A 25,262-nucleotide genomic window follows, 5' to 3' on the forward strand; every position below is an offset into this window, starting at 1 on the left:
TTTTCAAGCACCTGCGCCGACCTCATCGCCTGCTTCTGACTGACTTTCCTGTTTACCCGCTTCCGGGTATCCCTGCTCTTGCATTGCCGTTCCGAACACGCTCACTGTCTCTTCATGAAATCATATCTACTGCGATTGGCGCTGGGCTGTATGCTGACAACAGCCGCACAGCCTGATCTTTTCGCTCAGTTTTCGCTGGTTGGCCAGCTCCGCACGCGCACCGAAGTCCGAAACGGGCTGGGCAACCTGGCCCCGAAAAATAGCCCTTCGGCCGTATTCACGTCGCAGCGCGCCCGACTGACCTTTACTTACAAATGGGATCGCATTACGTTCCAGACGGCCGTGCAGGACGTGCGGGTCTGGGGGCAGGATGCGGCTACGACTAACAACGTAGACGGTAACCGGCTGATGATGCATGAAGCCTGGGCGGAGGTGACGCTGGCCAATCAGGCCGACAGCACCATACACTTTAACGCCATCCAGAATCTGTCGCTTAAGATTGGGCGGCAGGAACTGGTCTACGACGATGTTCGTCTGCTGGGTAACCTCGACTGGCTCCAGCAGGGCCGCCGGTTCGATGCGGCTTTGCTCAAGGCTCAACACCACGGCTGGGGGCTTGATCTGGGCGTCGGCTTTAACCAGAACACCGATGCGTTCGGAACCGTCGGTACGTATTACACGGCGGGTAACGCGCCCGCTTCGGCCTTATCGACTCAGAACGTAACGCTGGCCATTCCAACCGGCTTTTTACCGACTAGCGGCAAAGGCGGTGCTCCGGTACTGGCGACGCCCTTAAGTACCAACGGCCAGAATCAGCAGTTCAAGTCGTTTCAGATGGCGTATCTGAGCCGTACGTTCAACGGCTCGGCATTGGGGCAGGTTAAGTTCTCGGGGCTCGTCTTCAAAGACGATTTTCAGAAGTACCGGATCGACTCGCTCGGTAATGCGGCCCAAGGTTACGTATACGGGAGACGTTACGACGTAGCCGGCGTTAATTCCCGCGTAACCTACGGCGGTATGCTGATCGGGCAGCTCGGAAACGCTACGTCCCGGTTAGGTAAAATGCAATGGCGGGCGTTCGCCTACGGTCAACGTGGAAAAGACCGGGATGGTTTAGCCATCCGAAAAGCGTATCACTACGGTGCCAACGTCATGATTCAGAAAGGACCGCTCAGTTTCGGGCCGGGCTACGAAGTGTTGTCCGGCAACAATGCCACAACCATTCAGGCCAGTGAAACCAGTCGCTTTGACCCGCTGTACGGGACTCCACACCGCCACTGGGGCTATATGGATTACTTCTACGTGGGTACCGGATCGCCAGCGGGTGGGCTGAAGGATGCATTTCTGAAATTTAAATACACAGGCAGCCGCCTGACAACGGGACTGGACGTACACTATTTTGCCTTGGCCGCACCTACGTACAACAAAATGCCCGATGCCCCTTCGGGTGCTCTGGTTGATGCCAGGTTGGGTATGGAGTACGACTTCACGGCGACCTACAGCCTCAATAAGTTTACGATGCTGGAATTCGGCTACTCGGTCATGAGCGGCACCAACAGCCTTGAATACGTTAAACAGGGCACGATGAACCAGAAGAATAAACTCGGTACCTGGGCGTACCTGATGCTTAACATCCGTCCTGAATTTTTAACCACCAAATCCGTGGCTGCCCGGTAAGTCACATCAACTCATCACTGTCTTTCAACACCGTTTATCGATATGCAACCAACATTAAATAAACCACTGGATTCGCTGAACATCTTCCGCGTCAAGGGCGTACAAATGCAGACCTTTCATTTGAGCTGGTTAGCTTTCTTTGTTTGCTTTTTTGGCTGGTTCGGTCTGGCTCCACTCATGAAAATCATTAAAGACGATCTGGGGCTGAGCAAAGAACAGATTGGCAACATCATCATTGCCTCGGTGGCGGTTACGGTGGTGGCGCGTATTGCCGTAGGTAAACTTTGCGATACCTGGGGACCGCGCAAAACGTATACCGTCCTGCTGGCGCTGTGTTCGATTCCGGTCCTGCTGGTAGGACTGGCTCACAGTTACGCTTCGTTTCTGCTGTTTCGTCTGGCCATTGGCGTTATCGGCGCTTCGTTTGTGATTACCCAGTATCATACGTCGGTTATGTTCGACAAAAAGATCGTCGGCACGGCCAACGCCGTAGCGGGGGGTTGGGGAAACCTGGGCGGGGGCGTCACGAACATGGTGATGCCTCTGATCTTTGCGGGTTTTGTGGGATTGGGGTACCTCCCGGCTTCGGCCTGGCGGCTGGCGATGGTTGTGCCGGGCGTTGGCCTGCTCATTATGGCAGTGCTCTATTGGAACTACACCCAGGATACACCCGCCGGTAATTTTGACGCCCTTCCCGGGCGTCAGAAGCAGGCCAAAAAAGGTAGTTTGGCCGATGCCGCCAAAGATTACCGTACGTGGGCGTTGTTTCTGGCCTACGGTGCCTGCTTCGGTATTGAAGTAACGTTCGACAACGTAGCGGCCCTGTTCTTTGCCGAAAAGTTTGAGGCTAGCCTGACCATGGCGGGTATACTGGCGGGTTCCTTCGGGTTCATGAACCTGTTTGCCCGTGCCCTGGGCGGAATTCTGGCCGACAAGGTCGGTCGCCAGTTCGGGATGCGCGGCAAAGGCCTGCTGCTGGCCGTGCTGTTGGTGCTGGAAGGAGCCGGTATCGTTTATTTCGGAATGACGGGCAACCTGACCATGGCGATTGTCGCGATGGTGCTGTTTGCCTTGTTCCTGAAAATGGCTAACGGGACCACTTACGCCATTGTTCCCTTCATCAATCGAAACGCATTAGGCTCCGTAAGCGGAATCGTTGGCGCTGGTGGCAACGTCGGGGCCGTGCTGGCGGGTTTCCTGTTTAAATCGTCGACGATCTCGTATTCAGAAGCTTTCATCTATATCGGTGTCGCCGTTGCCGTTGTCGGCGGGATTATAGCCCTGACGCGGTTTGCCAAAGCCGAAGTCTCCGTGGTTGAATCTGACTTGGCTGTCGCCTGATAAACACATCTGCAAGGGTACGTTCCGCTATTTAAATCCAGTCTGCCATGAAGACACAGTCAACCCAACATCAAACAACCTGCTGCTATTGTGGCGTAGGCTGTGGCGTTGTGGTACATCAGGAGGCCAGCGGCCGCATCACGGTCGAAGGGGATAAGCAACACCCGTCGAACCGGGGGATGCTCTGCTCGAAAGGCATGAATCTGCACTATACCGTGATGGATCAGTCGGATCGATTGCTGTATCCGCAGATGCGGTTCAACCGGTCGATGCCGTTGCAGCGGGTTAGCTGGGATATGGCCCTGGAACGTACTGCGGCTGTGTTCCGCAGCCTGATTCAAAAATACGGTCCGGATTCGGTGGCGTTCTACGTATCGGGGCAGTGCCTGACGGAAGAATATTATCTGGTCAATAAGCTCATCAAAGGGTTTATTGGTTCGAATAATATGGACACAAATTCGCGGCTCTGCATGAGTTCGGCAGTCGCTGGGTATAAGCTGTCGCTGGGCGAGGACTCGGTTCCGGTTTGTTACGACGATCTCGAAGAAGCTGATGTGTTCTACGTGCAGGGGGCTAATCCAGCCTGGTGCCACCCCATTCTCTGGCGACGTATCGAAGCGCACAAAGCTGCTAATCCAACCGTTAAAATCATCAGTGTCGACCCGCGCCGAACGGATACAGCGCGCTCATCGGACCTGCACCTGGCCATTCGGCCCGGAACCGATATTGTCCTGAACAACGCCATCGGTCGGTTACTGATCGAAAACGGCTATACCGACGACGCGTTCATCGTCAACCATACCGATGGCTTCCTGGCTTACCGGGAGCAGGTCATGCAACGTACCGTTGAGGAGGCCGCCGAACTCTGTGGAATCGACGCCGGAGACATTCATTTGGCTGCCGACTGGATCGGGCGATCGACAGGTTTTCTGTCGCTCTGGACGATGGGTATGAATCAGTCGGTGGTGGGTGTCAACAAGAATCTGTCACTGATCAACCTGCACCTGATCACGGGTCGGATTGGAAAACCCGGCAACGGGCCGTTTTCGTTGACGGGGCAGCCCAACGCCATGGGCGGTCGGGAGGTGGGCGGTCTGGCGAATGGCCTGCCTGCCCACCGCGACGTAACGAATGCCCGCCACCGTGCCGACCTGGAAGCATTCTGGAACAGTCCGGTGAAGATTGCCGATAAACCCGGACTAACGGCTACCGAAATGTTCGAGGCACTCGCTGATGACCGGCTGAAGGCCATCTGGATTATTAATACCAACCCGCTGGTGAGTTTGCCCGATCTTACTGCCGTTGAAACCGCGCTGAAAAAAGCGCGTTACGTGGTGGTGCAGGACGTATCGAATCGGGCCGACACGGTAGCGTTTGCCGACGTCGTATTACCAGCCGCAGCCTGGCTCGAAAAAGAAGGGACCATGACCAATGCCGAACGGCGGATTACCTTCCTGCCTAAAGTGCTTGACGCCCCCGGTGAAGCCTTGCCCGACGCCGAAATTGTCTGGCGATTCGCGCAGAAAATGGGCTTTAGTCCGGCGTTTTCCTATACCTCTGCCGCCGAGGTGTACCAGGAATACGCACAGATCACCGCCGGAACGCATGTAGACGTAACGGGGGTCAGTTATGAATTGCTGAAGGCGATACGAAGCGTACAGTGGCCTTATCCGGCCTTGCCTGCGGGGATTGGCGAAGAGTCAGAAACGACCGGAACAAAGCGATTATTTTCAGACCATCTTTTTTACACGCCGAACCAGCGCGCGCAGCTACACGCCGTACCGGATGGCAACACCTCCGAGCCAACCGATGAAGACTTTCCGCTTGTATTAACCACGGGCCGCGTTCGTGACCAGTGGCACACCATGACAAAAACCGGGCGGGTTGCCAAATTGAATCAGCATACACCCAGGCCTCTCTTACAAATCCACCCGCAGGATGCTAAAGCCCGCGCCATTCAGGACGGTCAGCTGGTAGTGATTAAAAGTCGGCGTGGGGAAGTACGGGTGAAGGCGCAGGTTACCGACGATGTGCGGCCGGGTTTGTGCTTCCTGCCCATGCACTGGGGCAAATTTCTGAGCAGTAACCTGGGCCGCGCTAACAACCTGACGAACCCGCTTATTGATCCGCGGTCGAAAGAACCCGATTTTAAGTTCTCGGCGGTGGAGGTCATGCCATACCAAAAGCCGGTCGAAAAAATTATTATCATCGGCACCGGATCGGCCGGACTAGGCTTCATCAATACGTATCGAACGCTCAATTCAGCGGATGAAATACACGTCTTTTCCAAAGAGATTTACCCGTTCTACAATCGAGTGCTGCTGCCGGACTACATCAGTGGCGCGCAACCCTGGGAGCAGTTGGTACGGCTGCGCGAAGAGCAGTTTGAAGAAGCGAACATCACCGTTCACAAAGGCGTCAGCATTGTTCACATCGACCGCAGAAATAAAGTAGTTACGGACAGTAATGGCGCTGAACATACGTACGATAAGCTCGTGCTCGGCATGGGTAGTCGGGCGTTCATGCCCAAGGGGGTGCCCCGGCTACCCGGTATTTTTAACATGCGGTCACGGCTGGATGCCGACTCGCTGCTCCCTTTTCTACAGCAACCCGTTACAGACGGTACATCGTCCGGAAGTGCGGCAGCACCCGTCGAAACACCCACTGCCGTCATTGTCGGCGGTGGGCTGCTGGGTCTTGAGCTGGCGGCTTCGTTACGGCACATTGGCATTGACGTAACGGTCATTCAGCGGAGCAGCCGCCTGATGGAACGCCAACTCGATCCGCTTGCCAGCGAGCTGCTGTATCAGGAATTGTCGGAGCGGGGTATAACCATTTATTTTAACGATGAGGTACAAACGTTTACCGGTACCGATCGGGTGACGGCTGTTCAGTTGCGCTCGGGCCGAAAAATTGCCTGTGGCGTGGTTGTTATCGCCATCGGTACCGTCCCGAACATTGAACTCGCCCGCGAGTCCGGACTGGATTGTAACCGGGGAATTCTGGTGAACGATTACCTGCAAACGTCAGATCCTGACATCTTTGCCGCTGGCGAAATCGCCCAGTGGCGGGGCGAGATGTGGGGCATTACGTTAGCCGCCGAACAACAGGCCGATGTAGCCGCCCGATTCGTGGCGGGGGATGTGACGCAGCCTTACCGGGGGAGCGTTTCGATGAATATGTTGAAGATGGAAGGCTTGCACCTGTGCAGTATCGGGCTGGCCGAAGCTCCGCCGGATGACCGCAGTTACGAAGAGATCGTGTTTATGGATAAAGCCCGGCGGTATTACAAGAAGTGCATCGTGCATCAGGATAAACTGGTGGGGGCCATTCTGATCGGTGACAAAAATGAATTCCAGGAGTTTCGCGAGTTGATTGCTAACGGCATTGAGCTGTCCGATAAGCGGCTCCAGCTCCTGAGAGCCAGCAAAAAGGTAGACCCCGTGGAAGGAAAACTGGTTTGTTCATGCAACAATGTAGGCCAGGGTAATCTGGAGCGGGCGATTACGGGCGGCTGTCTTGATTTTCAACAGTTGTGTCAGAAAACGGGGGCAGGAACCGGCTGCGGATCGTGCCGCCCCGAAGTACGTAGTATTCTTTTATTGATGAGCGATAGAGCGAATGAGCGAAAGAGTGAACTCATTGCCTAATACATCCCAAGGCCCTTTCATTCATTCTGCCACTCTTTCGCTCTTTATCCCATGCGTGATTATTATTCGCTTAAAATCAACCTGCCTGCGGGGATTGTGTCGCCGGGGGCGCTGCAAACAATTCTGACCCTGGCTTACGAAGCAAAGGTCCGGAAGGTTCGCTTTGGAGCCCGCCAGCAGCTATTGATGACGGTGCACTACGAAGACATGCGCTTTCTGGAGAAAGACCTGAAAAAGCACCGGATCAGTTACGAACTCAACGCTGACCAGCATCCCAATATTATCAGTTCATACTGTGGGGAAGAGGTGTTCCGGACCGGAGCCTGGCTTCAGGAAGCCGAATATCATACGGTGCTCGATCATATTGATTACCAACCCCGACTGAAGATAAACCTGTCGGACTCTAACCAGAGCTTCACGCCGTTCTTCACCGGGAATATAAACTTCATTGCCTCACCCGAGCCGCATTTCTGGTATCTATACGTTCGCCCAAAGCAAAGCAATGTCCTGTTCAAGTGGCGCGATCTGGTGTATACCCATGAGATTGGCCGAATTGCCAGAGCGGTGGAACAGGCCATGCTCGGTCAGGGATGCCGGGACGAAGAAGCGCTGTATGCGGCTGTTACGTCGGAGCAGACCTTTATTACCCAACCGGCGGTTCAGGACGTAGAGCTTCCGGAGTTTTCGTTGCCGTACTACGAAGGCTTCAACCGGTACGGGCACCGTTCTTGGCTGGGTCTGTATCGGCGTGACGAACAGTTTTCGATTGCCTTTCTGCTGGACATTTGCGCGATGTGTCTGCATACGCGCATTGGCGAGATTTGCGTAACGCCCTGGAAATCGCTCATCATCAAAGGTATCGAGGAGAGCGACCGGGCGAAATGGTCGCACGTACTGGGTAAGCACAACATAAATGTTCGTCACGCGGCCAATGAACTGGCCTGGCAAACCGAAGACGATACCGACGATGGTACGCGGATCAAGAACTACGTAATCCGGTATTTTGAAACGAATGACACGCGTACGTTCGGGCTTTGTTTTGGTGTACAGACCCGACCCAAATCAGAGGTGTTCGGCTCGATCCTGATCCGGAAGCGACCGCTGCTGCAAATTGGCCAGTTGGCTTTGTTTAGTGTGTACGATCTGTACTTCACCGAAAATTTTAACCCGAACAGCCGAACGTATCTGCCCTTCGATAAAGGCCTCCTCAAGATTCACCTACCGGCTCAGATCGATCGCTTGTGCCGACGCTACAATAGCCGCCGGATCAGCCAGAGCACTGAAAGTATTCGGCTGGAGGGACAGGAAGCAGAGATAAGTGTAAGTTCATCGTATACCGTTCACCAGTGCCAGCATTGTCTCACAGTATACGATGAACAGTATGGGGATACGTTACAGGACGTACCCGCCGGAACGGCATTTGATACACTTCCCGAAACCTACGGTTGCCCAGTTTGCGGTGCTTCCAAAACGGAATTTCTTGACGTTGACCTACAGGCAGTAGGCTAGGGGATGAGCTGCGAACGAACTTGGAAATTAGGCTGGAAGCCGATTATGATCGCAGCTTAAGATAAATAGGTTGAATGTTTTCGTAGGTGCCCCGGTAATCGCTGTGGGGGCAGAACTCGTATAACGTTACCTCGATGTCCTCAATGTCATCCAGGTTGAAAACCTGCCACCGGGCCGAGGACCCTGATTGTACGGTAGGGACTACGTCGCGGCAGAAGCCATAAAGACTTGTCTGTTGAGTACCCTTGTAAATGCCTGCGATATAAGGCTCAATGGTGCGCCAGGTGTTGTTGTGCTTGATCTGAACTACCCGGTGGTTGGTGATGGCCGAATCAATAATGGTCAGAAAATCATTCTGTAATGCTGCATCCATACCTGTAGTAATTTAGCTAACGTATCTGGTAATGTATGTGTGTAGTGATGTAAACACTCTTGTACACATAGTATGCCAAACCCAGTTTTGGGACGATTTTTATTTTTAATTAGGCAGGTTCAAGACCCGGAGAGCATTACGTCTATCAAAGCAAAAAGCCGCCCGGTCACTGACCGGACGGCTTTTTGTTACAGTAGGATCGAGATTACAAATAATCAACTAAGCGCCGACTGATAAGGCCGCTCTGCAATTCCCGGCGTAACACCGCTTTCCGACGACGGGGGTGAGTAGAGACATACATAACCCGCATCTTGAGTGTGAAACTGACCATCATATAAATGCCGAATAAACAGCCAAGAATAATTAATGACTGCGTATTTGAAATGTTACGGTGCAGGAGAAAAAACAAAACCGTATTCAAAAACGAGGCTCCGCAGAGAACGGCCGTTGCCGAAGCGTGTGACAAACCGTTATCAAGCAGAATATGGTGCATGTGATTCCGGTCGGCTGAAAATGGGGAACGACCCGCTAAAATTCGCACCAGAAACACGCGTAATGTATCGAAAATGGGAACAATTAAAATTACAATAGCAATGATGGGTGCATTGAAAAAAGCCGTTGGTTCGTAGCGATAGGACGCATTTAAATTCACGAAACGAACGGCAAAAAAAGCAAGCATAAATCCGATAATCAGCGAGCCGGTATTGCCCATAAATATCTTGCTGGTTTTCGAAAAGTTGAACCGCAGAAAACCAATCAACGCGCCCGATAATGTAAACGCCAGACACGCCATCGTGAAGTGATTGGTTAATAAAAACCAACCGCCAAACGTAGCGCTGGCAATGGTTGCAATGCCCCCGGCCAGGCCATCAATGCCGTCAATAAGGTTGATGGCATTCGTTAAAGCAATAAAAATAAAGCAGGTGAGTAATATACCAATGATCTCGGTAATGTGGTGAAAGCCCATAATTCCATAGAGATAATCGACGCGCAGGTCGCCGAAGAAAATCAGGATCATGGCGGCCAGTACTTGGAATAGAATCTTTTTATTGGGATCTATGCCAACCAAATCGTCTTTTATACCGATAAAAAACAGGATGGTCATGCCAGCCACCGACAGGTTAGTGCGATATATATCGGTTTGGTCAATACTGGGCCACAGAAAATACGCAACCAGAATAGCCGCGTAAATGGCAATACCGCCAAATGTAGGCGTAGGGGTAGAGTGAGCCCGGCGTACCCCCGGATTCTCCATCAATTGTTTTAACTCCGATATTTTGATGACAACCGGAATAGCCACTACGGAAATAAAACAGGCGACCAGAAACGAAAGTACACACTGGTATAAACCAAGAGTGAACAGGTCGTCCTTAAATTTATGTTCCAGAAAAGCGATTAATAAGTCAATATTCATACAGTGGGATGGTTGCGTTTAGTTAAAGTGCGGTCGGCACTTTTTTCGTAAAGCTCGCTAACTTTTGTCAGCTTATTTTATCCACAAGCCACGTATTAATGAAACATAGCTCGTAAAAATCAATGGTTTATTTAACTTCTCAACATGAATTTGATTTAACGGTTTGTTGGCCTAATTACTAAGTAATTCCGGAGGCTTGCTAACGTATTGAACCAGCTTTCGTAAAGGCTTCAGCCATAAGGTAAAAAAATAAGGCTTCAACCCGTTTAGTTCCCACGCCAGCCGATCTTCCTGATTGGCCCGCAGCCGATTCGTGAGGCTGCTGTTACTGATGCCGCCCGCCCGCATCACAATGGTCACCTCATCCATATAAGCAAGGTTAGCCTTGTTTTTATGGATGAACCGTAGCATCAACTCATAGTCGGCCGCACTCTTCAGGTCGAGCCGAAACAAACCATGCTGTTCGTATAACTTCTTTTTGGCAAAAAACGACAAATGGCCCGGCATCCAACCCCATAAAAATGCATTGGTCCGGTACCAGCCTGATCGCCAATATCGTTTCAATTTCGTCGTATCCTCACGATCCACATACAGCATATCCCCGTATACGGCATCACTTCCGGTCCGGGTGAACGTAGCAGCGACATGCTCGATAACGCGGGTATGTCGGTAAAAATCATCCGCGTTTAAAAGGCCGATCACATCGCCGGTGGCTGCTGTAATCCCCTTATTCATCGCGTCGTACAGCCCTTTGTCGGGTTCTGATATAAACCGGGCAACTTTTGTGCCGTAGGAACGTACGATGTCGATGGTACCGTCGGTCGACTGGCCATCTATGATGATGTACTCAATAGCTGAATACGTCTGATTCAGCACCGACTCGATGCAGTCCCGAATGTGCTGAGCACCGTTAAAGACTACCGTTATAATGGATACTTTCACGCCGTTATGTTTCGTTGCCGGACTCGAACCGCCGGATTTCCCTGATAAACACCGTATGCACTCAACGAATGCGTAGCAACTGAGTTTACCGCTAATACTGAATGCGATTCGCAGCGAACACCGGGACACACTACCGACTTGGCACCAATCCAGACGCCGTCCTCAATGGTAATGGGACGGGTGGTGAGCTCGAACGTTGGCGATTGATAGTTGTGGTTGCCCGTTAACAGCATCGCCCCCTGCGACACGCAGGTATTATCGCCCAGCACGACTTCACTCAGGTTATCAATCCAGACCTGTTCCCCAATCCAGACGTAATTCCCTATATGAAGTAACCAGGGATATTTAATATTTACGGCGGGCTTGATCATAACTCCCGTGCCGATCCTGGCCCCAAAAAACTTTAAAATGCTGATTTTGAGCGATACGGGAATAGGAAGATACGTGTTCAGAAAAATCGGGTTGACCAGAAACCACAGCAACACTTTCCAGCGGGGACCGGGCTTATACCAGCTGTTATTGAACCGCGACAGGTCCGTTTTACCGGGAGCCGGAAAAGTGGTTTGGGGCGACGGCATGGGTTCAGGACTGACCGACGGGTTGAGTCCGGATGGGTCTAAGGTCTTTGCCATATTCCGTTAAAAAATAGTTGATGATCGCTTCCTTGTCGCGACCCGCCTGAAAATACACTTCAAATAACTTCGCGTCTACCAGAAACCGGTACCATAACCCCTGCAAAAAATGCCACATCAGGCCCGCCCGTCCATCCAGAAAACCCAACCTGAAGATGTACCGATACAAAAAGTACAAAATTGGTCGGGTGAACAACGGCAGCGAAGCATATTGGATTTTAAGGTAACGGGTTCGCTGATCCTGGGAACCAAACAAGTTCGGAGTTACCCGCTGCGTTTCGTCAAAGTTATATTTGATATTGAGTAGATCAATGACCTCCCGAATCGCGTAGTTATTATGCTTCTGCGTCCACCAGGTCAGGTTGTTCAGGTTATGGTCGACCAGGTCATGCTGAAACTGAATGGTTTGAGCAGGTTTGGTGCCCACATCGGTTAGCTTGATGTGCTCATCCATCCAGATCTCTTCGCAAACGCCCTGCCCACGGCGCCAAAGCCGCAACAGCCAGATCGGGTAATAACCGCCATTCCGCATCCAGCGATTGAAAAACAGTACTCTACGCTTCACATACACTCCCGACACTTCAGCCGGTAAGGTCGATAAACGCTCCCTGATTTCGTTGGCCAGTTCAGGCATTACGTACTCGTCAGCGTCCATGCGCATCAGCCAGGTAGTCTGAAACGGGTTATTGGCGATGCCGAAATTAAACTGCTTGGCGTAGTTAACCCAGGGGTTCTGAACGACAACGGCCCCCATAGATCGGGCAATGGCAACCGTCTGATCGGTCGAAAACGAGTCAACAATGAATATTTTGTCTGTAAATACCTGCAGACTTTGTAAACACCGCTTAATGTGTTTTTCTTCGTTGTGGGTTAATAAGATGACAGAAATATCAGTCATTATTGGATGGCGCGAGGACAAATGCCGCTGCGTTTAGTGCAGATATACCCTTAAAGACGTTATTTTTACCGAAACGTTGGCACATCTATAAATTATGCAATACTATAACTTTTTTTAGACGCGAAAAAGCCGATGAAGAGACTTTACGGTTCTATTGTATTGTTTTTATACTATTTTTCGGCCTCAGGGCAGGTTACATTTGATAAATTACCGCGCGATTTACAACTCTATCCCCGTGAAGCAAACAATCAGGCAGACGTAGTGGTGAGTGGTCAGGTAACGGCCAGCGGGTACGCAAAAATCAGTATGAAGCTGCTGCGCGAAGGGCAGCTGACCAGCCTCGTCAGCCAGACGCTGGCACCCGAGGCTACCAACTCCGCCTTTACTTTATCGACTCCTGTCAAGGCAGAACCCGCCGAATATTCAGTTCAGGTATTTCTTCACAAGGCAACCGATTCAACCCTGGTAGCCGAACGGAAGCGCATCGTTTGCGGAGATGTGTATATCATTCATGGTCAGTCAAATGCCCTGGCCCTGGCGGGCCTGGAAACCAATTATGCCTTTAATTTCGATGACAAATATTTACGGAACGCTACGTATCCGTACGACTCGAAAAACATTCCGGCCGATATGGCCTGGTATGCCGCCAAAGCTCCGTTCGGTAGTGTCGGTGGATTTGGGTTAACACTGCAGCGGTTAATTTTACAGACTTATGGCATCCCGACGCTGGTTTTGAATGGGGCCGTTGGCGGAACGGCCATTGCGCCCTTGTCATTGCGCGATCCGGTTAACCACGCTAACTTGAATACCATCTACGGCCGCTTACTATTTCGGACTCAGTGGACGGGTGTCGATAAGCACGTAAAAGCCATTATCTGGAAGCAGGGCGAAGATGACGCCGGAAACGGTCCGGAAGGATACGGGGAAAAATTCAAAACGCTCTATAATCAATTCCGGGAAGATTATGGCGATGCCCGTATTTACGTTGGGCAGATCAATATTTTAGCCGATCAGCAGGATGGGGCGGCCGCCCTGCGCGACTTTCAACGACGTACCAAAAGCCTGTTCAAAAACGTAGAGTCGATTGCCACCGTGGGGGCTAATGACTATGACGGAATTCACTACGGGGCCAAGGGGCATCAGCAGTTGGCTTTTGAGCAGTTTCGGCAGATCGCCCGGGACTTCTACGGGGCAACGGATACGTTGCAAATTGATTCACCGGATATAAAAAAAGTATTCTATAACGCCCGTAAAGATTCACTTACGCTCGTCTTCGACAATACTATGCAGATGGTCTGGAAGAGCGATACTACGTTCTACAACTTCGCTACCGGAGCCGTAATAGCGGTCAGGCAGCTCAAGGATTATTTTTACCTGGACGGGCAGGCCGGTTGGGTTACGAGCGGTTCGGCCACTCAGAACCGGGTTACGCTGCGGTTGAAGCAGCCAGCCAGCGCCAAAGCGCTTCGGTATCTGCCCGCCTATTTCTCGGATGCTACGTCTGATTTTTACAATGGACCGACGCTGCGCAACACACGTGGTATGCGGGCGTTTTCGTTCGATGGCGTGCCCATTGCCGAGGCCATTCCGTCGGTGACAACCCTGGCGGCTAAACCCGTCACCGAAAAACAGATTCAATTGAACTGGACCCCCTCGGCCAATGCCCAAACCCAGGTGCTGGAACGGGCCGATGGAACGCCGACAACCTTCCGGCAGATGGCTGTTGTGAACGGGACCACAGCGACCTTTGCCGATACCGACCTGCCCGATCCGTTTGGCACCTATTATTATCGACTGAAAGCGTTCAGCAGCGTATCCGAATCAGCAGTAAGCAACGTTGTCAGCGCCCGTCCGCTCATTCTGGGAATCGAGCCTGCTGTTCCGCTCGCACGCTTATATCCTAACCCGTTGGCGGCTGACCGGATGCTATACGCAGAGGCCGACCAGGTACCCATTACAAACCTGGTTATTCAGGACCTGATGGGTCGGGTGGTAAAGAGCTGGTCTGGTACGGCCCGTAATGCGCTGTCTCTTTCTGTAACTGAGCTGGCAGCGGGAATCTACGTAGCCGATCTGCAAACCGCCACGGGTCAGACGATTCGTCATAAACTGGTTGTTCATTGACGAAATTGACACCAGCTTGACGCTAAATCTGTAGCTTTGTGCTTCTAATCACTACAACTGACGAGTATGCGCCTTGTGATTTTAACGCAGGATGATCCTTTCTACTTAGCCCGAAACATCGACTATCTTTTAAAAAAGCTACCCCCGTACGCCGAAGTCGTGGCAACGGTCGTCTTCGATGTATCTCCGTTCGGAAAACGGGAGAGCTTCAGTGATAAGATAAAAAAAACGTATGAAATCTTCGGACTGCCGTTTTTTGTGCGCTACGGCTTCAAGTTCGTAGCGTCTAAACTGGATAGCCGCAACAACGTTCGTAAAACGCTGGCCGACCGGGGGATTCCGCTTATTCACATTGAAGGTGCGATCAACAAAGACGAAAACCTGGAGAAGCTTCGGGCCTATAACCCTGATCTGTTTGTGTCCATTGCGGGCAATCAGATTTTCAAGCGCAAGCTGCTCGACGTGGCTACACACGGTTGTATTAATCTTCATACGGCGCTTCTGCCGAAATACCGCGGCTTGATGCCGTCCTTCTGGGTCCTCAAAAACGGCGAAACCCATACCGGGGTATCGGTCTTCTTTGTTGACGAAGGCATAGACAGTGGTCCGATTCTGGTTCAGAAGAAGCTGGCCATCGGAAATATGAGCCAGGCCGAACTCATCGACGTAACCAAAAAAATGGGCATGGATGCGATTCTGAAATCCATCGAGAAAATCCATAGCGGTACGTATGAGCTGATCGAGAACGATGCGTCTCAGATGACGTATTTTTCATTTCCTACCCGCGACGACGTAAAAGCATTTCTGGCGGCCGGTAAGCGGTTTTATTAACGTACCGGCAAGCCATAACGCTTGCTGACTTACTCATTGGTTATGAACATCCTGACGTTTGATATTGAAGAGTGGTTTCATATTCTGGACAATGCCTCTACGCGGACCGAAGCCGAGTGGGGCCGTTACGAAACGCGGATTTACGAGAATATGGACCGTATCTTTCAACTGCTGGATGATACAAACAGTAGGGCCACGTTTTTCTGTCTGGGCTGGGTTGCCGACAAGCATCCCGAAGTGATTCGACGGATCAATGCCGCTGGATACGAGGTGGCCACGCATTCGTATGCCCACCAACTCGCCTACGAGCAGTCTCCCGCCGAATTTCAGGCGGATCTGGAGCGCTCGATTAAGCATCTACAGGATTTGACTGGCAAGCCTGTTCGGGCGTATCGGGCCCCTGGGTTTTCCATTAAAGCGTATAACCGCTGGGTTTTTCCGATTCTGGTTGAGCAGGGCATTGAAGTCGATTGCTCGGTGTTTTCGGCGCGCAGGGCTCACGGTGGCGATGCGTCGCTGGGTATGTTTGCGCCGGGCTATCTCAACGTAGGTGGAACCCTGCTCAAAGAATTTCCGATCAACACGGCGGCTGTACTCGGGCAGGATCTGATTTTCTCCGGGGGCGGGTATTTTCGACTGCTTCCGTACCGGGCCATCCGGGGGCTGATGCGTCGCTCGGACTACGTCATGACCTATTTTCACCCGCGCGATTTCGATGCGGAGCAGCCGATGATTCCGGGATTGAGCCGGGCCCGGCGGTTTAAATCGTATTACGGCCTGAAAGACTGTCTGCCCAAGCTTAAACAACTTTTGGTTGAGTTCCCGTTTATCGACCTGGCCGAGGCCGAGCGCCAGGTCGACTGGTCTAAGGTAACGCAGCGAAACGTAACGCTTACCTAAGCGCTAACTAGTTTTTGTTTGGCGATGAGCTGCTGGTAGATCGTTTCCCATTTGTGAATGTTCTTCACAATCTCGTAGTCTTCGACCAGTTCGACGGCATTGGCGCGGTAGACTACATACGTAGCGGCATCCAAATCTGCCATTGCGTTCAGAGTCTGGGCCAGCGGCTCCACCTCGTTCGACGACCAGAAGCCGGCCTTGCGCTCGCTCAACACCTTCCAGGGCGTACCAAACGAAGCGATAACGGGGGTTCCCTGCGTAAGCGCTTCGGTAACGACGATGCCGAAATTTTCGGTATGCGATGGCATCACCATGCAGTAGGCGTTGGCCATAAGCTGGTATTTTTCGGTGCCTCGTTTATGGCCCAGAAAATCTATTTGCTGGCTGAGTCCTTTCCGCTCGGCCAGTTCGATCAGTTGCTTACCGTAGTCATTGTTATAATCCCCAATTATTTTCAGCCGTTTTTTTACCTTAACCAGTGGCAGGGCTTCGATCAGGCGTTCAATGGCTTTTTTTGGGTGGATACGGCCAACGTACAGCCAATAGTCGCCGGGGGTTCGTGTAAGCTTGGGCGTCAATTCCATGAAATACGGAAGCTGGACGATACGTACCCCGGAACCAAACTGATTCTGTATGTAGGTTGTCTCGGCGTCGCAGGTCGAATGGAAAACGACTCGCTTGCTCATCCATCGGATCAGGGTTAACACTACTTTTTTACGGCCTGTACTGTAGATCAGTACGTCCGGATCAAGTTCGCCGTGCGGAGTCCAGACCACCTGTTTTCCCAGCAGCAGTGCGAGTGGCGCTAACAACCAGGAAATCGGATAGAACATCGTAGAGAGGTGAACCACATCGCAACGAAACAGGGGGAGGAGCGAAGCAATGAGCAGTTTTAAAGGCGCGTAGTGAATGGCCGTTTTTACGTACCGAACCTGGCCGCAGTCCATGGTCAGCCAGCGATCTTTCACAACGTCTGGTCCGACACCATCGTCGGTAGTGGCTACCCAAACCTGATGACCGCGTTGAACCAGGGCTTTGGCGTGCCAGTACATGATATTGTCGGGGCCCCCGATCTGAGCCGGATAAAACGAACCGATTGGTAAAAAAATAGTCATTGCAAACTCCAGATGTATTAAATGCCCAGGTCTACTTTGTAAGTGAGGGCAACAGACGACTAAAACCGTTGAGCATTTCGCGGGCGACAGCTTCCGGTGCGTACGGGGCGATAAGCTGCTGAGCACATTCGCCCATGCTTTTCGTATCGACCTGATTATTCATAAATTGTACAAGATGACGGGTCAGCTCATGGGGTTGATTCGGGTCAAATACAAAGCCATTCTGGCCATTCCGCATCAAATCCGGCACACATCCACACTTATCAGATACAATGACTGGAAGACCGCAAACCATCGCTTCGTTGACGACCAGGCCCCAGGGCTCCGAACGACTGGGCAGAACTAATACGTCGGAAAGCGCCAGAATACCAGGCACCTGATACCACGGCCGGCCAGCCAGAAAAGCGACCGAATCCGCAATGTTTAAGTCGCTGGCCTGATGCTGCAATGCTTCACGCTCCGGTCCATCACCCAGCAGAATGATTCCCCAGTCCGAAGCGTTCGGGGCCTGACTTCGTGCTTCAGCAAAGGCTGACAGTAGGGCCGATACGTTCTTGAACGCGATCAATCGACCGACAAACACAAAGTTATGCGGCCGTAAATCGAGCTGTTGTTGCTGTTCAGTACGTTCGGGCAGCGCGTGCTGATAGGCTTTCCATAAGGCCGTGTTGTCGACGGCACTCTTGCTCGACAGAATTTTTTCGGGTGCCACGCCGAGGCCAATCAGGTAGTTGGCTGACTGACTTCCGAAGCAGAAAAACCCATCACATCGGCTCATGATCTGCCGTTTGACGGATTCTTTCCAACCCCCGCGCTGGTGATCAATGGCCGTGCTTTCGTTCTGCATAACAATACGTATGCCTCTTAATTTAGCCCACAGCAGCAGCAGAATCTGCGCGGGATCGTAATAACCCGTTAACGTAATGATATCGGGCCGAAACCGTTTAGCCTGGCGAATCAGGGCAGTCGCTCGCTCCTGAACGCTAGTGTCTTCCAGAAACCGGTCGAAGAGCAGATCATACGTATAGCTGTAGGCCGGTGCTGTAGAGTCAGCGGTGGCTTCGAGGGCCGCTCGCGAACGCTCGTTGCGGGCAATCTGCACTACGTTCAGGACGATGTCCGGCTGCTGATCCGTCAACTGCTGGAGTGCCTGAAAAACGCTTGATTTATAGTGCGCCCATACGATGTTGTGTATTATCAGAATGCGCATCAGGCCGGCTGAGCTTTTGGAATCACAGTGTACTGATCGCTGAGTGGTTTACCCTGATGATTCGATAAATAAGCTGGAAACAGATGATCGACGCCCATAAATCGAATCATCAGGGCGAGTGGTAACCAGAACGAGATTTCGTACGGTCGCCCATTGGTGAATGAAGTAACCAGAATGAGCAGATAAAAATAGGCCAGGAACGTATTCAGCGGGTTTGGGTTATCGCGCATGGCAATAACCGAATAATACAGCGTTTTGAGATTCACCCCCGCGAACAGTACAAAACCCAGTATGCCCAGATTCGTCAGCGCTTCGAGAATGGGTACGTCCAGATACAGGAATTTATAGCCAAATCCGAGAATGAGCCGATGAATATGCCCTTCCAGGACGTTGGAAAAGAACAGCGCACTCGTGGAGCGGTTGGCCGCCGAGTCATCCAGAGCGGCCTTATAACCTGCTCCGTTTGCTTTCAGTCCTAGTATGGCATACACGTTTTCCAGGTTACGTTCCATGAACGCAATGACGTACCCGTACAGAATGGCGTAGGCATCGTAGTAGCGCCGGAAGAAATAGATAATACCCAGTAAGCCAACAAACATAAAAATAAGTGGAACGGGTTTTATCAGGCTGCGAACCGCCGTCCGGATTTGAGCCGGTCGAACGTTGAAATAAACAAAGAAGGCAAGCGCCAGCAGCAGGGCAACGATGGATGACCGGGTCTGCGTTAAGACCAGCACGGCCAGGCTGAGTGCCCCGGAGAATAAACATACGAGCCGGAACAGGATGTTCGTTTGCGAACGGACCAGCCAGACTCCGCAGGCAATTACGCCCATGAAGGCATTGCGGGAAAACACGTGAGGGTTACCAGAGCCATCATCACTGTTGCCGAGCGTGATCGTTGCCCGCTGCCCGATAGCCCAGGTTGGATTCGTTATCAGCGAATAGATCAGGCCCAAATTTGAGACCAACGTAAACAGAATAACGACCGGGATAAACACGCGGATGATGTCATTCGGGATGTTGATGAGCAGAAACAGAAAGATGAATACGTACAGGTAATAAATGAGGTCCCGATCATAGTCTTTGAAGCCGGGATCGCCCATGTAGGTGAACATATAGAAAATGCTGAGCAGCAAAAACGAGATGCCCATCCAGAACATGGTCATGTTGGGCCTGTACAATCGACGCAGGATCGTAAACGGAACCATCAACAGAAGCCCTCCCGCAAAGGCAATGGCCGTGAAGGCTGTGCTGCCGGGAGCTAACTTCAGGGTTTCCCGGAAGAAGAAAATAATTGGGTAGCCATCTATAAGAATACAGATGCCTACAACCATTCGCATATAATCAAGCGTCTGCAAAAAGCGAAGAACACTGCCCATACTTCAATTAGTTGACGAGTTGAGTCAATCTGATACGACCCAACTGAGCCGATTACGAATTCATTACGTTAAACCGTCTCAAAACTGCTCGCGTTGCCCGGCTACCTTTGCCTGCTGAGTAACGAGAGCTGAACGGCTCCCTGATATGTAGCGGCCTTCCTTTCTAAACGAGTTAACAGTTGTATTATTCTCAGAAATACGTCCGCAAAAATAGGGTATTTATTGATACGTTCCGGTCTGATACGGTGCAATCAGCGAATGACGGGCAAAGGAACCTGATCAATGAATTGTTTAATACCCATTAATCCGTTAATGGTTGATCGTCGCCAGCCGCGTATTACGTTAGGTTCCGGTTGTTGGCCGAATGCGGGCGGAGTCGTTAATCCGGCTGAGGTGTGCTGCTGTACCGTTTGCTTATACTGAGTTAGCAGTTCGGTAACGAGCAACTCGTTTTTGAGGTCTATTCGGGTCTGATGGGGAAAGAAGCCTTCGTCGGGATCCAACAATCCTTTAAAATTCACGAAAAGAAGCGGCACCGACTGGCTTATGGGCCCATCGATCAGCCAGTCTGGGCCAGCTTGCTGCAAGCGCCGTTCGGCCAGATTCCACAGGGCGACATGCCAGCCTCGGTCTTTAACAACAACGGTTTCTTTAAAAAATACCGGTACGTGCATCAACCAGAGCTGGTCTGTGCAAAGTCCCGAGCAAAAATCTATGTGAGCCCGAGTCCGTACGCGGTCATCCCACCAGGCTAGCAACCGATCTGTTTCGGTAGATCGGCGAAAGGCCATAAAATCGGAACTGTACAGACCCACGTTCTGAAAGAATTTCTCGTCGGGCCAGGCCGTGTCGCTAATTTTCTGCGTAATGAGCGGAGTCAGCAGCACCGTGCTGCTTCCCAGCGCTTCCCATATAGGGGCTGTTGGCGCATAAAACGTGATGTTCGGGTCGGCGTACAATACGTGATCAGCCGCTGGATACCGACGAAACACTTCCGAGAGGAACAAGGGCTTACAGGCCGCTTTTAGCTCAGTGGGTGTATAGACTGCGGACAGCTTTTGCAACTGCTCCGGCGCTATTACGTCGCTGAATGGCAATAACGGATAGGGAGCAATAAAATCAGGTGGTAAGTTGGCTGGGTCATCGGCTAAACCAATCAGTACCGGTACGGGCTGATTAACAGATTCGGCAGAATACCTGATGAAGCTATCGCCAAGCGCAAACGCTTGTGGCAGCTGGCGGATTGTACAGATGGTTACTAACACAGTGGGTGCAAAACTAACTCATTCGAGCATATCGCCCAAAGCCGCCAGGTAGGGAGCCATCCAATTAGCCGCTGCGTCGGCATATCGCTTATAATTTCCCTGACGAAGATTGCTCAGTACGGGGCGTATTCGGCGAATGCGTTCGTGAGGTAAGCAGCTTCGCATGGTGAAGTGTTCTAGCCGCCGATGGAGCAAGGTCATTCCGGGCGCTGTAGGGGCTACCCGTTCGGCTAACAAGCGGCTGATAACAGCCAGTTGAGCCTGCTTCTCGCGGAGCGGGGCCAGTTTTTCGCCCCGGTGACGAATAAAGCGGTCGCGCAGACGGATACGACGTCCGGGTTCACTTTCGCGCACGCCAACCTGCTGCTGCACGTGTGTTCGATACAGCTGTAAAGGCAGGTCAATGAAATGAATCGTATTGTACGCGGCTCCTACCAGGCCCATCCACCCGTCGTAGATATAACCCGGGATCGTTTCAGGAATCGGCAAAACGGTTTGTAAAAAACTGCGCCGGATAACACTGGCACACCCCATAACGCGGTTGCCGTCCAGCATTATGTCCATCATATCGCCTGTTTGCCAACGCGCTTTGGCCTGGCCATCGAAGCGCACGCGTTCCCAAAACCGGCTTTCGCGCTGTTGCAGCGCTTCGTCAGTCACCCAGGCATCGCAAAAGGCAAGCTGTGTTTCCGGTTGGTCGATCATGTAAGCCGACATGGTACTGATTTTTTCGGGAAACCAGTAGTCGTCCTGATCGCAGATAAAGAGCAGGTCACCGGTACAGGCGGAAAGGGCTTTCTCAAAATTTTTGTTGTATCCCAACCGAACCGGGTTTTCCAGAACGCGAACTGTAAATGGCGCTTTTTCGGCAAACTCATGAAGCAATTTTACAGTTCCATCGGTCGACTGGTCATCGCAGACAACTACCTCGTCGGGAAGTTGATGTTGCTCGAGCAAGCTTTGCCACTGAGTGGGTAAGTAAGCGCTTCCGTTATAGGTACAGAGCGCTACAGAAATAGTTGGTTGTGCCGATGCCGTCATGCACTTCGTCATAGTTAGATGTGATAGCCGTAATCAGCGAATACAGATCGCCAGTAGTCGGTGCCGTGAACATCCCAGGCATGGCAGCCAAAAGGAAGCTGCCCCTGATTATAATGTTCAATGGCCCACTGTGGGTAAAATTCAATTGCAAAATGCAGTGCTTTCCGGTAAGAAGGAATACGCAATAATGGCCAGTAGCGATTTACTTCTATTCCCCAAAAAACATCTTCATTGTATTGATGCAGATGTTTCTCTTCGTAGGCCTGTAGTTTATGCTTAAACAGGCGAAGCCCGCGGAGCATACTTGCCGTTCGCCGAAGCGACAGACCACCGTTGCCCACGCCGTTGAGACTGACGATTTCGCGGGGCGTAATGCCATCGGGTTTTTTTAGATCAAACACGGTCGCTATCCGTTGTTTTACACGAAACCAAAGTTCATCCCGCCAGCCCGTGAAGTCGCGGTCACGGAGCCAGGGCGCGCCAATATAATCGTACCCCTGCCGACACCAGTTGGCCAGTTCGTCGCGGAAGACAAAAGCATCCAACTGGTGAATCAGTATATAGTCAACATCGGCAAATGCCTGATAAAACTCCTCGGACAACATCAACCGATTGTACCCCTGGATGTCGGCGAAATAACGATCGTCGAACGTTTTGAGTTGTAAAGTTGAGGATATTTTACGGTAATAGGAAGTATCGAGTGCGTGCGGGGCAACCAGACAGATTGGATAACTGCCCAGTACGCGTAAACATTGCGCTAATGAAATGTACTCGTTCTCAGTAATCTCAGGTTTATAGATGGGTATAACAACGCACACGCTGGGAGCGGCAGATGACTTCATACAAATTTTGGTTGGCTCAGTTGCTGCTGAGCCGCGGTTTGCACCCAGTCATAGGGAAGCTCAGCACAAGGATGACCCGAGAAGTTAAGAATGGTCACGCCCTCTCCGCGTTTATAGCGGCCGGAGTAGGGCAGGTAATGGACGAAATCGAACAACTGGCCCAGCAGGATAATCCCGGGCGTGTTCATGGCGTTCGCCATGTGCGCGGGTCCGCTGTCGATGCCAATAAACAGTTGAGCGCGGCCAATGACCTCCGCCGTTTCGTGCAGACTGAGTTGGCCGCACAGACTGCGGAAACGCGGATTTTCTTCGGTTACAACCGGAGTCAGGCCCACTTCAATAACCGAATGCGGGTAGTTGGCCAGTAGCCACCGGACGAGCCGGTTCCAGTTTTCACCGGGCCAGTCGCGCAATACATGGCTGGACTGGCAGTGAATCACGATCGGTTGATGCGGTAGCCTCAGGTTGTTTATCTGCTGTTTCACCGGCTGAGGAATATACATCTTCGGATCCGCTGTCAGGGCGGGCAAACCGGCTGCCTGCGAAAACATGTACAATAAATCGCCCCGGTGGTAATAATTATCGAACGTCAGCCCAATGCGGTCCGCTGTCGGGTTAATGGGGTCTTCGGGGCAGTATTTACACTTTCGGTGCGATATATGTAAGTTATACACCTCGTCATAAATGCCTGACTTTATCAACCATACGCGTTCGCTGGGGCATAGCTCGACTAGATACCCATCCAGATCCGGGTGCGATTCGACTAACTCAACGTACGGTTTGCGAACGACCCAGATGATATAGCCGGTTGGGTGCCGTTGGCGAACCTCCCGGATCACGGGCTCACAGGCAATGATGTCACCCATCTGCTCCGATAGAATAATGGCTACCAGCGGTCGATTCGGGTGGCGAGTCTTCAACCGGCGCAGATACATATATTTTAGCGCAACGGACCAGAATTTACGCACAATGTGCGTGTACTTATGGTACCGATGCGTCCATAGTGCCCGAAGGTGTGACCATGATTGGTCCGGCCGTACAGCCATATTCGTTAGGATTCTAGCAACGCGATAATTCGATTAATGGGAGCTTTGAGCCCCTTTCGTACCCGCTGGTATCGTAACACAACGGGCGATTTGATATAAACGCATGCATACGTCCGGTATTTATCGTTGTGATTGGCCCGTAACCGCTCTGCATACAGGTCGAATAAGGGTTTGGCATCCAGCCGCAAACGACGGGGTTGCTCCGAAAAATCAGCTGCCGAAAAACTATACCGCGTTTGATACTTTGAGACCTCGTCCGGTCGGTCAGGGTTGTAACCGCTATAATGAAAAAACTGCAATTCGCTTATCGTATTGTGTTCATCCGGGGATGAACTTACCTGCCATTGCCCGGCTGAGTTAGTAGAAAAGTAACGTTCGTGCAGGTTCCAGTAGGCGGCATTGTAACCTAAGTGATGTTCAATCAATACGTTGTCGTAATAGACCGGGGCGAAATTAACCCAGTGCTGATCGACAAAAAGACCCGCGCACAAATCAATACGGCATTCGTAAATCAACCGGGCTTTCCACCAGTCAACAAACTGATGAGCCGTTCCGTCGTTCCGTAAACCAATAAACCCCAGGTTAAAAATGCCCGTGTTCAGATGGTGCTGCTCGTTTGGGCGTTCCCAGTCGGGAGTTGGCGAGCAGGTGTGGGGCGTCAGAACAAGGCTATGATTCGTCAGATCGGCGTTCAGCTTATTCAGGGGCTGAAAAACAATGATGTCGGGGTCAAAATAAATAACCGACGTAGCATCCGGAGCCGTCCGGAAAAAATAATCGATATAAAACGGTTTTACGGCCGTGTTCAGTTCGGTAATGTCATACCGATCGCACATAGCCGCGAAATCGGGTATCCCAATCTGATCGACTTCCAGCATGGGATAGTCTGGGATCAGGTCGTCGGGCAGGTTTGCAGCGCTTAATTTGTCGACCAGCCCGATTACATATTGATAATCAGGGTTCGTTTGTCGTAATGAGTCACCAAGAGTACGGGCCTGCGCTAAATAGTTAATGGAGCAGATTGTAAAAGCAAGAGTCATCGGATCATGGATAGCCAGTCAGCAGGTTGTACG

The 25,262-nt window shown here is 51.7% G+C and carries 20 protein-coding genes; 7 read left to right on the plus strand and 13 right to left on the minus strand.

Translation table 11 applies throughout. The features are described 5' to 3' along the window. Nucleotides 1–114 precede the first annotated feature (114 nt). From ACYVBJ_RS08045 to ACYVBJ_RS08060, 4 genes are read left to right on the plus strand one after another with little or no spacing between them, the layout of a single operon-like run. Nucleotides 115–1,677 (plus strand): alginate export family protein, encoded by a 1,563-nt coding sequence (locus ACYVBJ_RS08045; RefSeq protein ID WP_460981776.1) that lies wholly within the window; start codon nt 115–117, stop codon nt 1,675–1,677. Nucleotides 1,678–1,719: 42 nt separating this feature from the next. After that, a complete protein-coding gene (locus ACYVBJ_RS08050) occupies nt 1,720–3,018 on the plus strand; it encodes a NarK family nitrate/nitrite MFS transporter (RefSeq protein ID WP_460981777.1) in 1,299 nt (432 codons plus the stop codon). A 47-nt stretch (nt 3,019–3,065) separates the two neighbouring features. Further along, the gene (locus tag ACYVBJ_RS08055; RefSeq protein WP_460981778.1) at nt 3,066–6,668 is read left to right on the plus strand and encodes a molybdopterin-dependent oxidoreductase; all 3,603 of its coding nucleotides are present in this window, start codon (nt 3,066–3,068) and stop codon (nt 6,666–6,668) included. Between the two features lie 51 nt (nt 6,669–6,719). Then, nucleotides 6,720–8,177: a rubredoxin gene (locus tag ACYVBJ_RS08060; protein ID WP_460981779.1), complete on the plus strand. Its 1,458-nt coding sequence runs from the start codon at nt 6,720–6,722 to the stop codon at nt 8,175–8,177. 43 nt (nt 8,178–8,220) lie between these two features. Here ACYVBJ_RS08060 and ACYVBJ_RS08065 read toward each other — a convergent pair whose 3' ends face one another. The 5 genes from ACYVBJ_RS08065 to ACYVBJ_RS08085 form a co-directional block, all read right to left on the minus strand. Further along, complete coding sequence (locus tag ACYVBJ_RS08065) at nt 8,221–8,550, minus strand: hypothetical protein (protein ID WP_460981780.1); 330 nt, start codon at nt 8,548–8,550, stop codon at nt 8,221–8,223. Between the two features lie 205 nt (nt 8,551–8,755). Beyond that, nucleotides 8,756–9,964: a glycosyltransferase family 4 protein gene (locus tag ACYVBJ_RS08070; protein WP_460978577.1), complete on the minus strand. Its 1,209-nt coding sequence runs from the start codon at nt 9,962–9,964 to the stop codon at nt 8,756–8,758. Between the two features lie 171 nt (nt 9,965–10,135). Beyond that, nucleotides 10,136–10,906, minus strand: a complete 771-nt coding sequence (locus ACYVBJ_RS08075) for a glycosyltransferase family 2 protein (protein WP_460981781.1) — start codon at nt 10,904–10,906, stop codon at nt 10,136–10,138. Continuing rightward, the gene (locus ACYVBJ_RS08080) at nt 10,903–11,484 is read right to left on the minus strand and encodes a WcaF family extracellular polysaccharide biosynthesis acetyltransferase (RefSeq protein WP_460982128.1); all 582 of its coding nucleotides are present in this window, start codon (nt 11,482–11,484) and stop codon (nt 10,903–10,905) included. Before ACYVBJ_RS08080 ends, ACYVBJ_RS08075 begins: the two co-directional genes overlap by 4 nt. A 4-nt stretch (nt 11,485–11,488) precedes the next feature. Next, on the minus strand, nt 11,489–12,436 hold the full coding sequence (locus ACYVBJ_RS08085) for a glycosyltransferase family 2 protein (protein WP_460981782.1): 948 nt from the start codon (nt 12,434–12,436) through the stop codon (nt 11,489–11,491). Between the two features lie 132 nt (nt 12,437–12,568). Between ACYVBJ_RS08085 and ACYVBJ_RS08090 the strand changes: the two genes are divergently transcribed. From ACYVBJ_RS08090 to ACYVBJ_RS08100, 3 genes are all read left to right on the plus strand, one after another. After that, nucleotides 12,569–14,560, plus strand: coding sequence for a sialate O-acetylesterase (locus ACYVBJ_RS08090; RefSeq protein WP_460981783.1), 1,992 nt, complete (start codon nt 12,569–12,571; stop codon nt 14,558–14,560). A gap of 66 nt (nt 14,561–14,626) precedes the next feature. Continuing rightward, on the plus strand, nt 14,627–15,391 hold the full coding sequence (locus ACYVBJ_RS08095) for a methionyl-tRNA formyltransferase (RefSeq protein ID WP_460981784.1): 765 nt from the start codon (nt 14,627–14,629) through the stop codon (nt 15,389–15,391). Nucleotides 15,392–15,433: 42 nt separating this feature from the next. Continuing rightward, nucleotides 15,434–16,291 carry a polysaccharide deacetylase family protein gene (locus tag ACYVBJ_RS08100; protein ID WP_460981785.1) on the plus strand — a complete coding sequence of 286 codons (858 nt, stop codon included), beginning with the start codon at nt 15,434–15,436 and terminating at the stop codon, nt 16,289–16,291. On the opposite strand, the gene ACYVBJ_RS08105 is transcribed toward ACYVBJ_RS08100, so the two are convergent. The 8 genes from ACYVBJ_RS08105 to ACYVBJ_RS08140 all read right to left on the minus strand — a co-directional run bounded on the left by ACYVBJ_RS08105 (nt 16,288) and on the right by ACYVBJ_RS08140 (nt 25,229). Continuing rightward, on the minus strand, nt 16,288–17,406 hold the full coding sequence (locus tag ACYVBJ_RS08105) for a glycosyltransferase family 4 protein (RefSeq protein ID WP_460981786.1): 1,119 nt from the start codon (nt 17,404–17,406) through the stop codon (nt 16,288–16,290). The genes ACYVBJ_RS08100 and ACYVBJ_RS08105 overlap by 4 nt on opposite strands. Before the next feature lie 31 nt (nt 17,407–17,437). Beyond that, a complete protein-coding gene (locus ACYVBJ_RS08110; protein ID WP_460981787.1) occupies nt 17,438–18,616 on the minus strand; it encodes a glycosyltransferase family 4 protein in 1,179 nt (392 codons plus the stop codon). Next, a complete protein-coding gene (locus ACYVBJ_RS08115) occupies nt 18,616–19,995 on the minus strand; it encodes an O-antigen ligase family protein (protein WP_460981788.1) in 1,380 nt (459 codons plus the stop codon). The genes ACYVBJ_RS08110 and ACYVBJ_RS08115 overlap by 1 nt, the downstream gene beginning before the upstream one ends. 251 nt (nt 19,996–20,246) lie before the next feature. Further along, the gene (locus ACYVBJ_RS08120) at nt 20,247–21,260 is read right to left on the minus strand and encodes a hypothetical protein (protein ID WP_460981789.1); all 1,014 of its coding nucleotides are present in this window, start codon (nt 21,258–21,260) and stop codon (nt 20,247–20,249) included. Nucleotides 21,261–21,278: 18 nt separating this feature from the next. After that, the gene (locus tag ACYVBJ_RS08125) at nt 21,279–22,313 is read right to left on the minus strand and encodes a glycosyltransferase family 2 protein (RefSeq protein ID WP_460981790.1); all 1,035 of its coding nucleotides are present in this window, start codon (nt 22,311–22,313) and stop codon (nt 21,279–21,281) included. A gap of 2 nt (nt 22,314–22,315) precedes the next feature. Beyond that, a complete protein-coding gene (locus ACYVBJ_RS08130; RefSeq protein WP_460981791.1) occupies nt 22,316–23,143 on the minus strand; it encodes a DUF5672 family protein in 828 nt (275 codons plus the stop codon). Continuing rightward, nucleotides 23,140–24,111, minus strand: coding sequence for a glycosyltransferase family 9 protein (locus ACYVBJ_RS08135; RefSeq protein ID WP_460981792.1), 972 nt, complete (start codon nt 24,109–24,111; stop codon nt 23,140–23,142). The genes ACYVBJ_RS08130 and ACYVBJ_RS08135 overlap by 4 nt, the downstream gene beginning before the upstream one ends. An 83-nt stretch (nt 24,112–24,194) precedes the next feature. Then, on the minus strand, nt 24,195–25,229 hold the full coding sequence (locus ACYVBJ_RS08140; protein WP_460981793.1) for a glycosyltransferase family protein: 1,035 nt from the start codon (nt 25,227–25,229) through the stop codon (nt 24,195–24,197). Between the last annotated feature and the right edge of the window lie 33 nt (nt 25,230–25,262).

The sequence above is a fragment of the Spirosoma fluminis genome, from assembly GCF_054778895.1.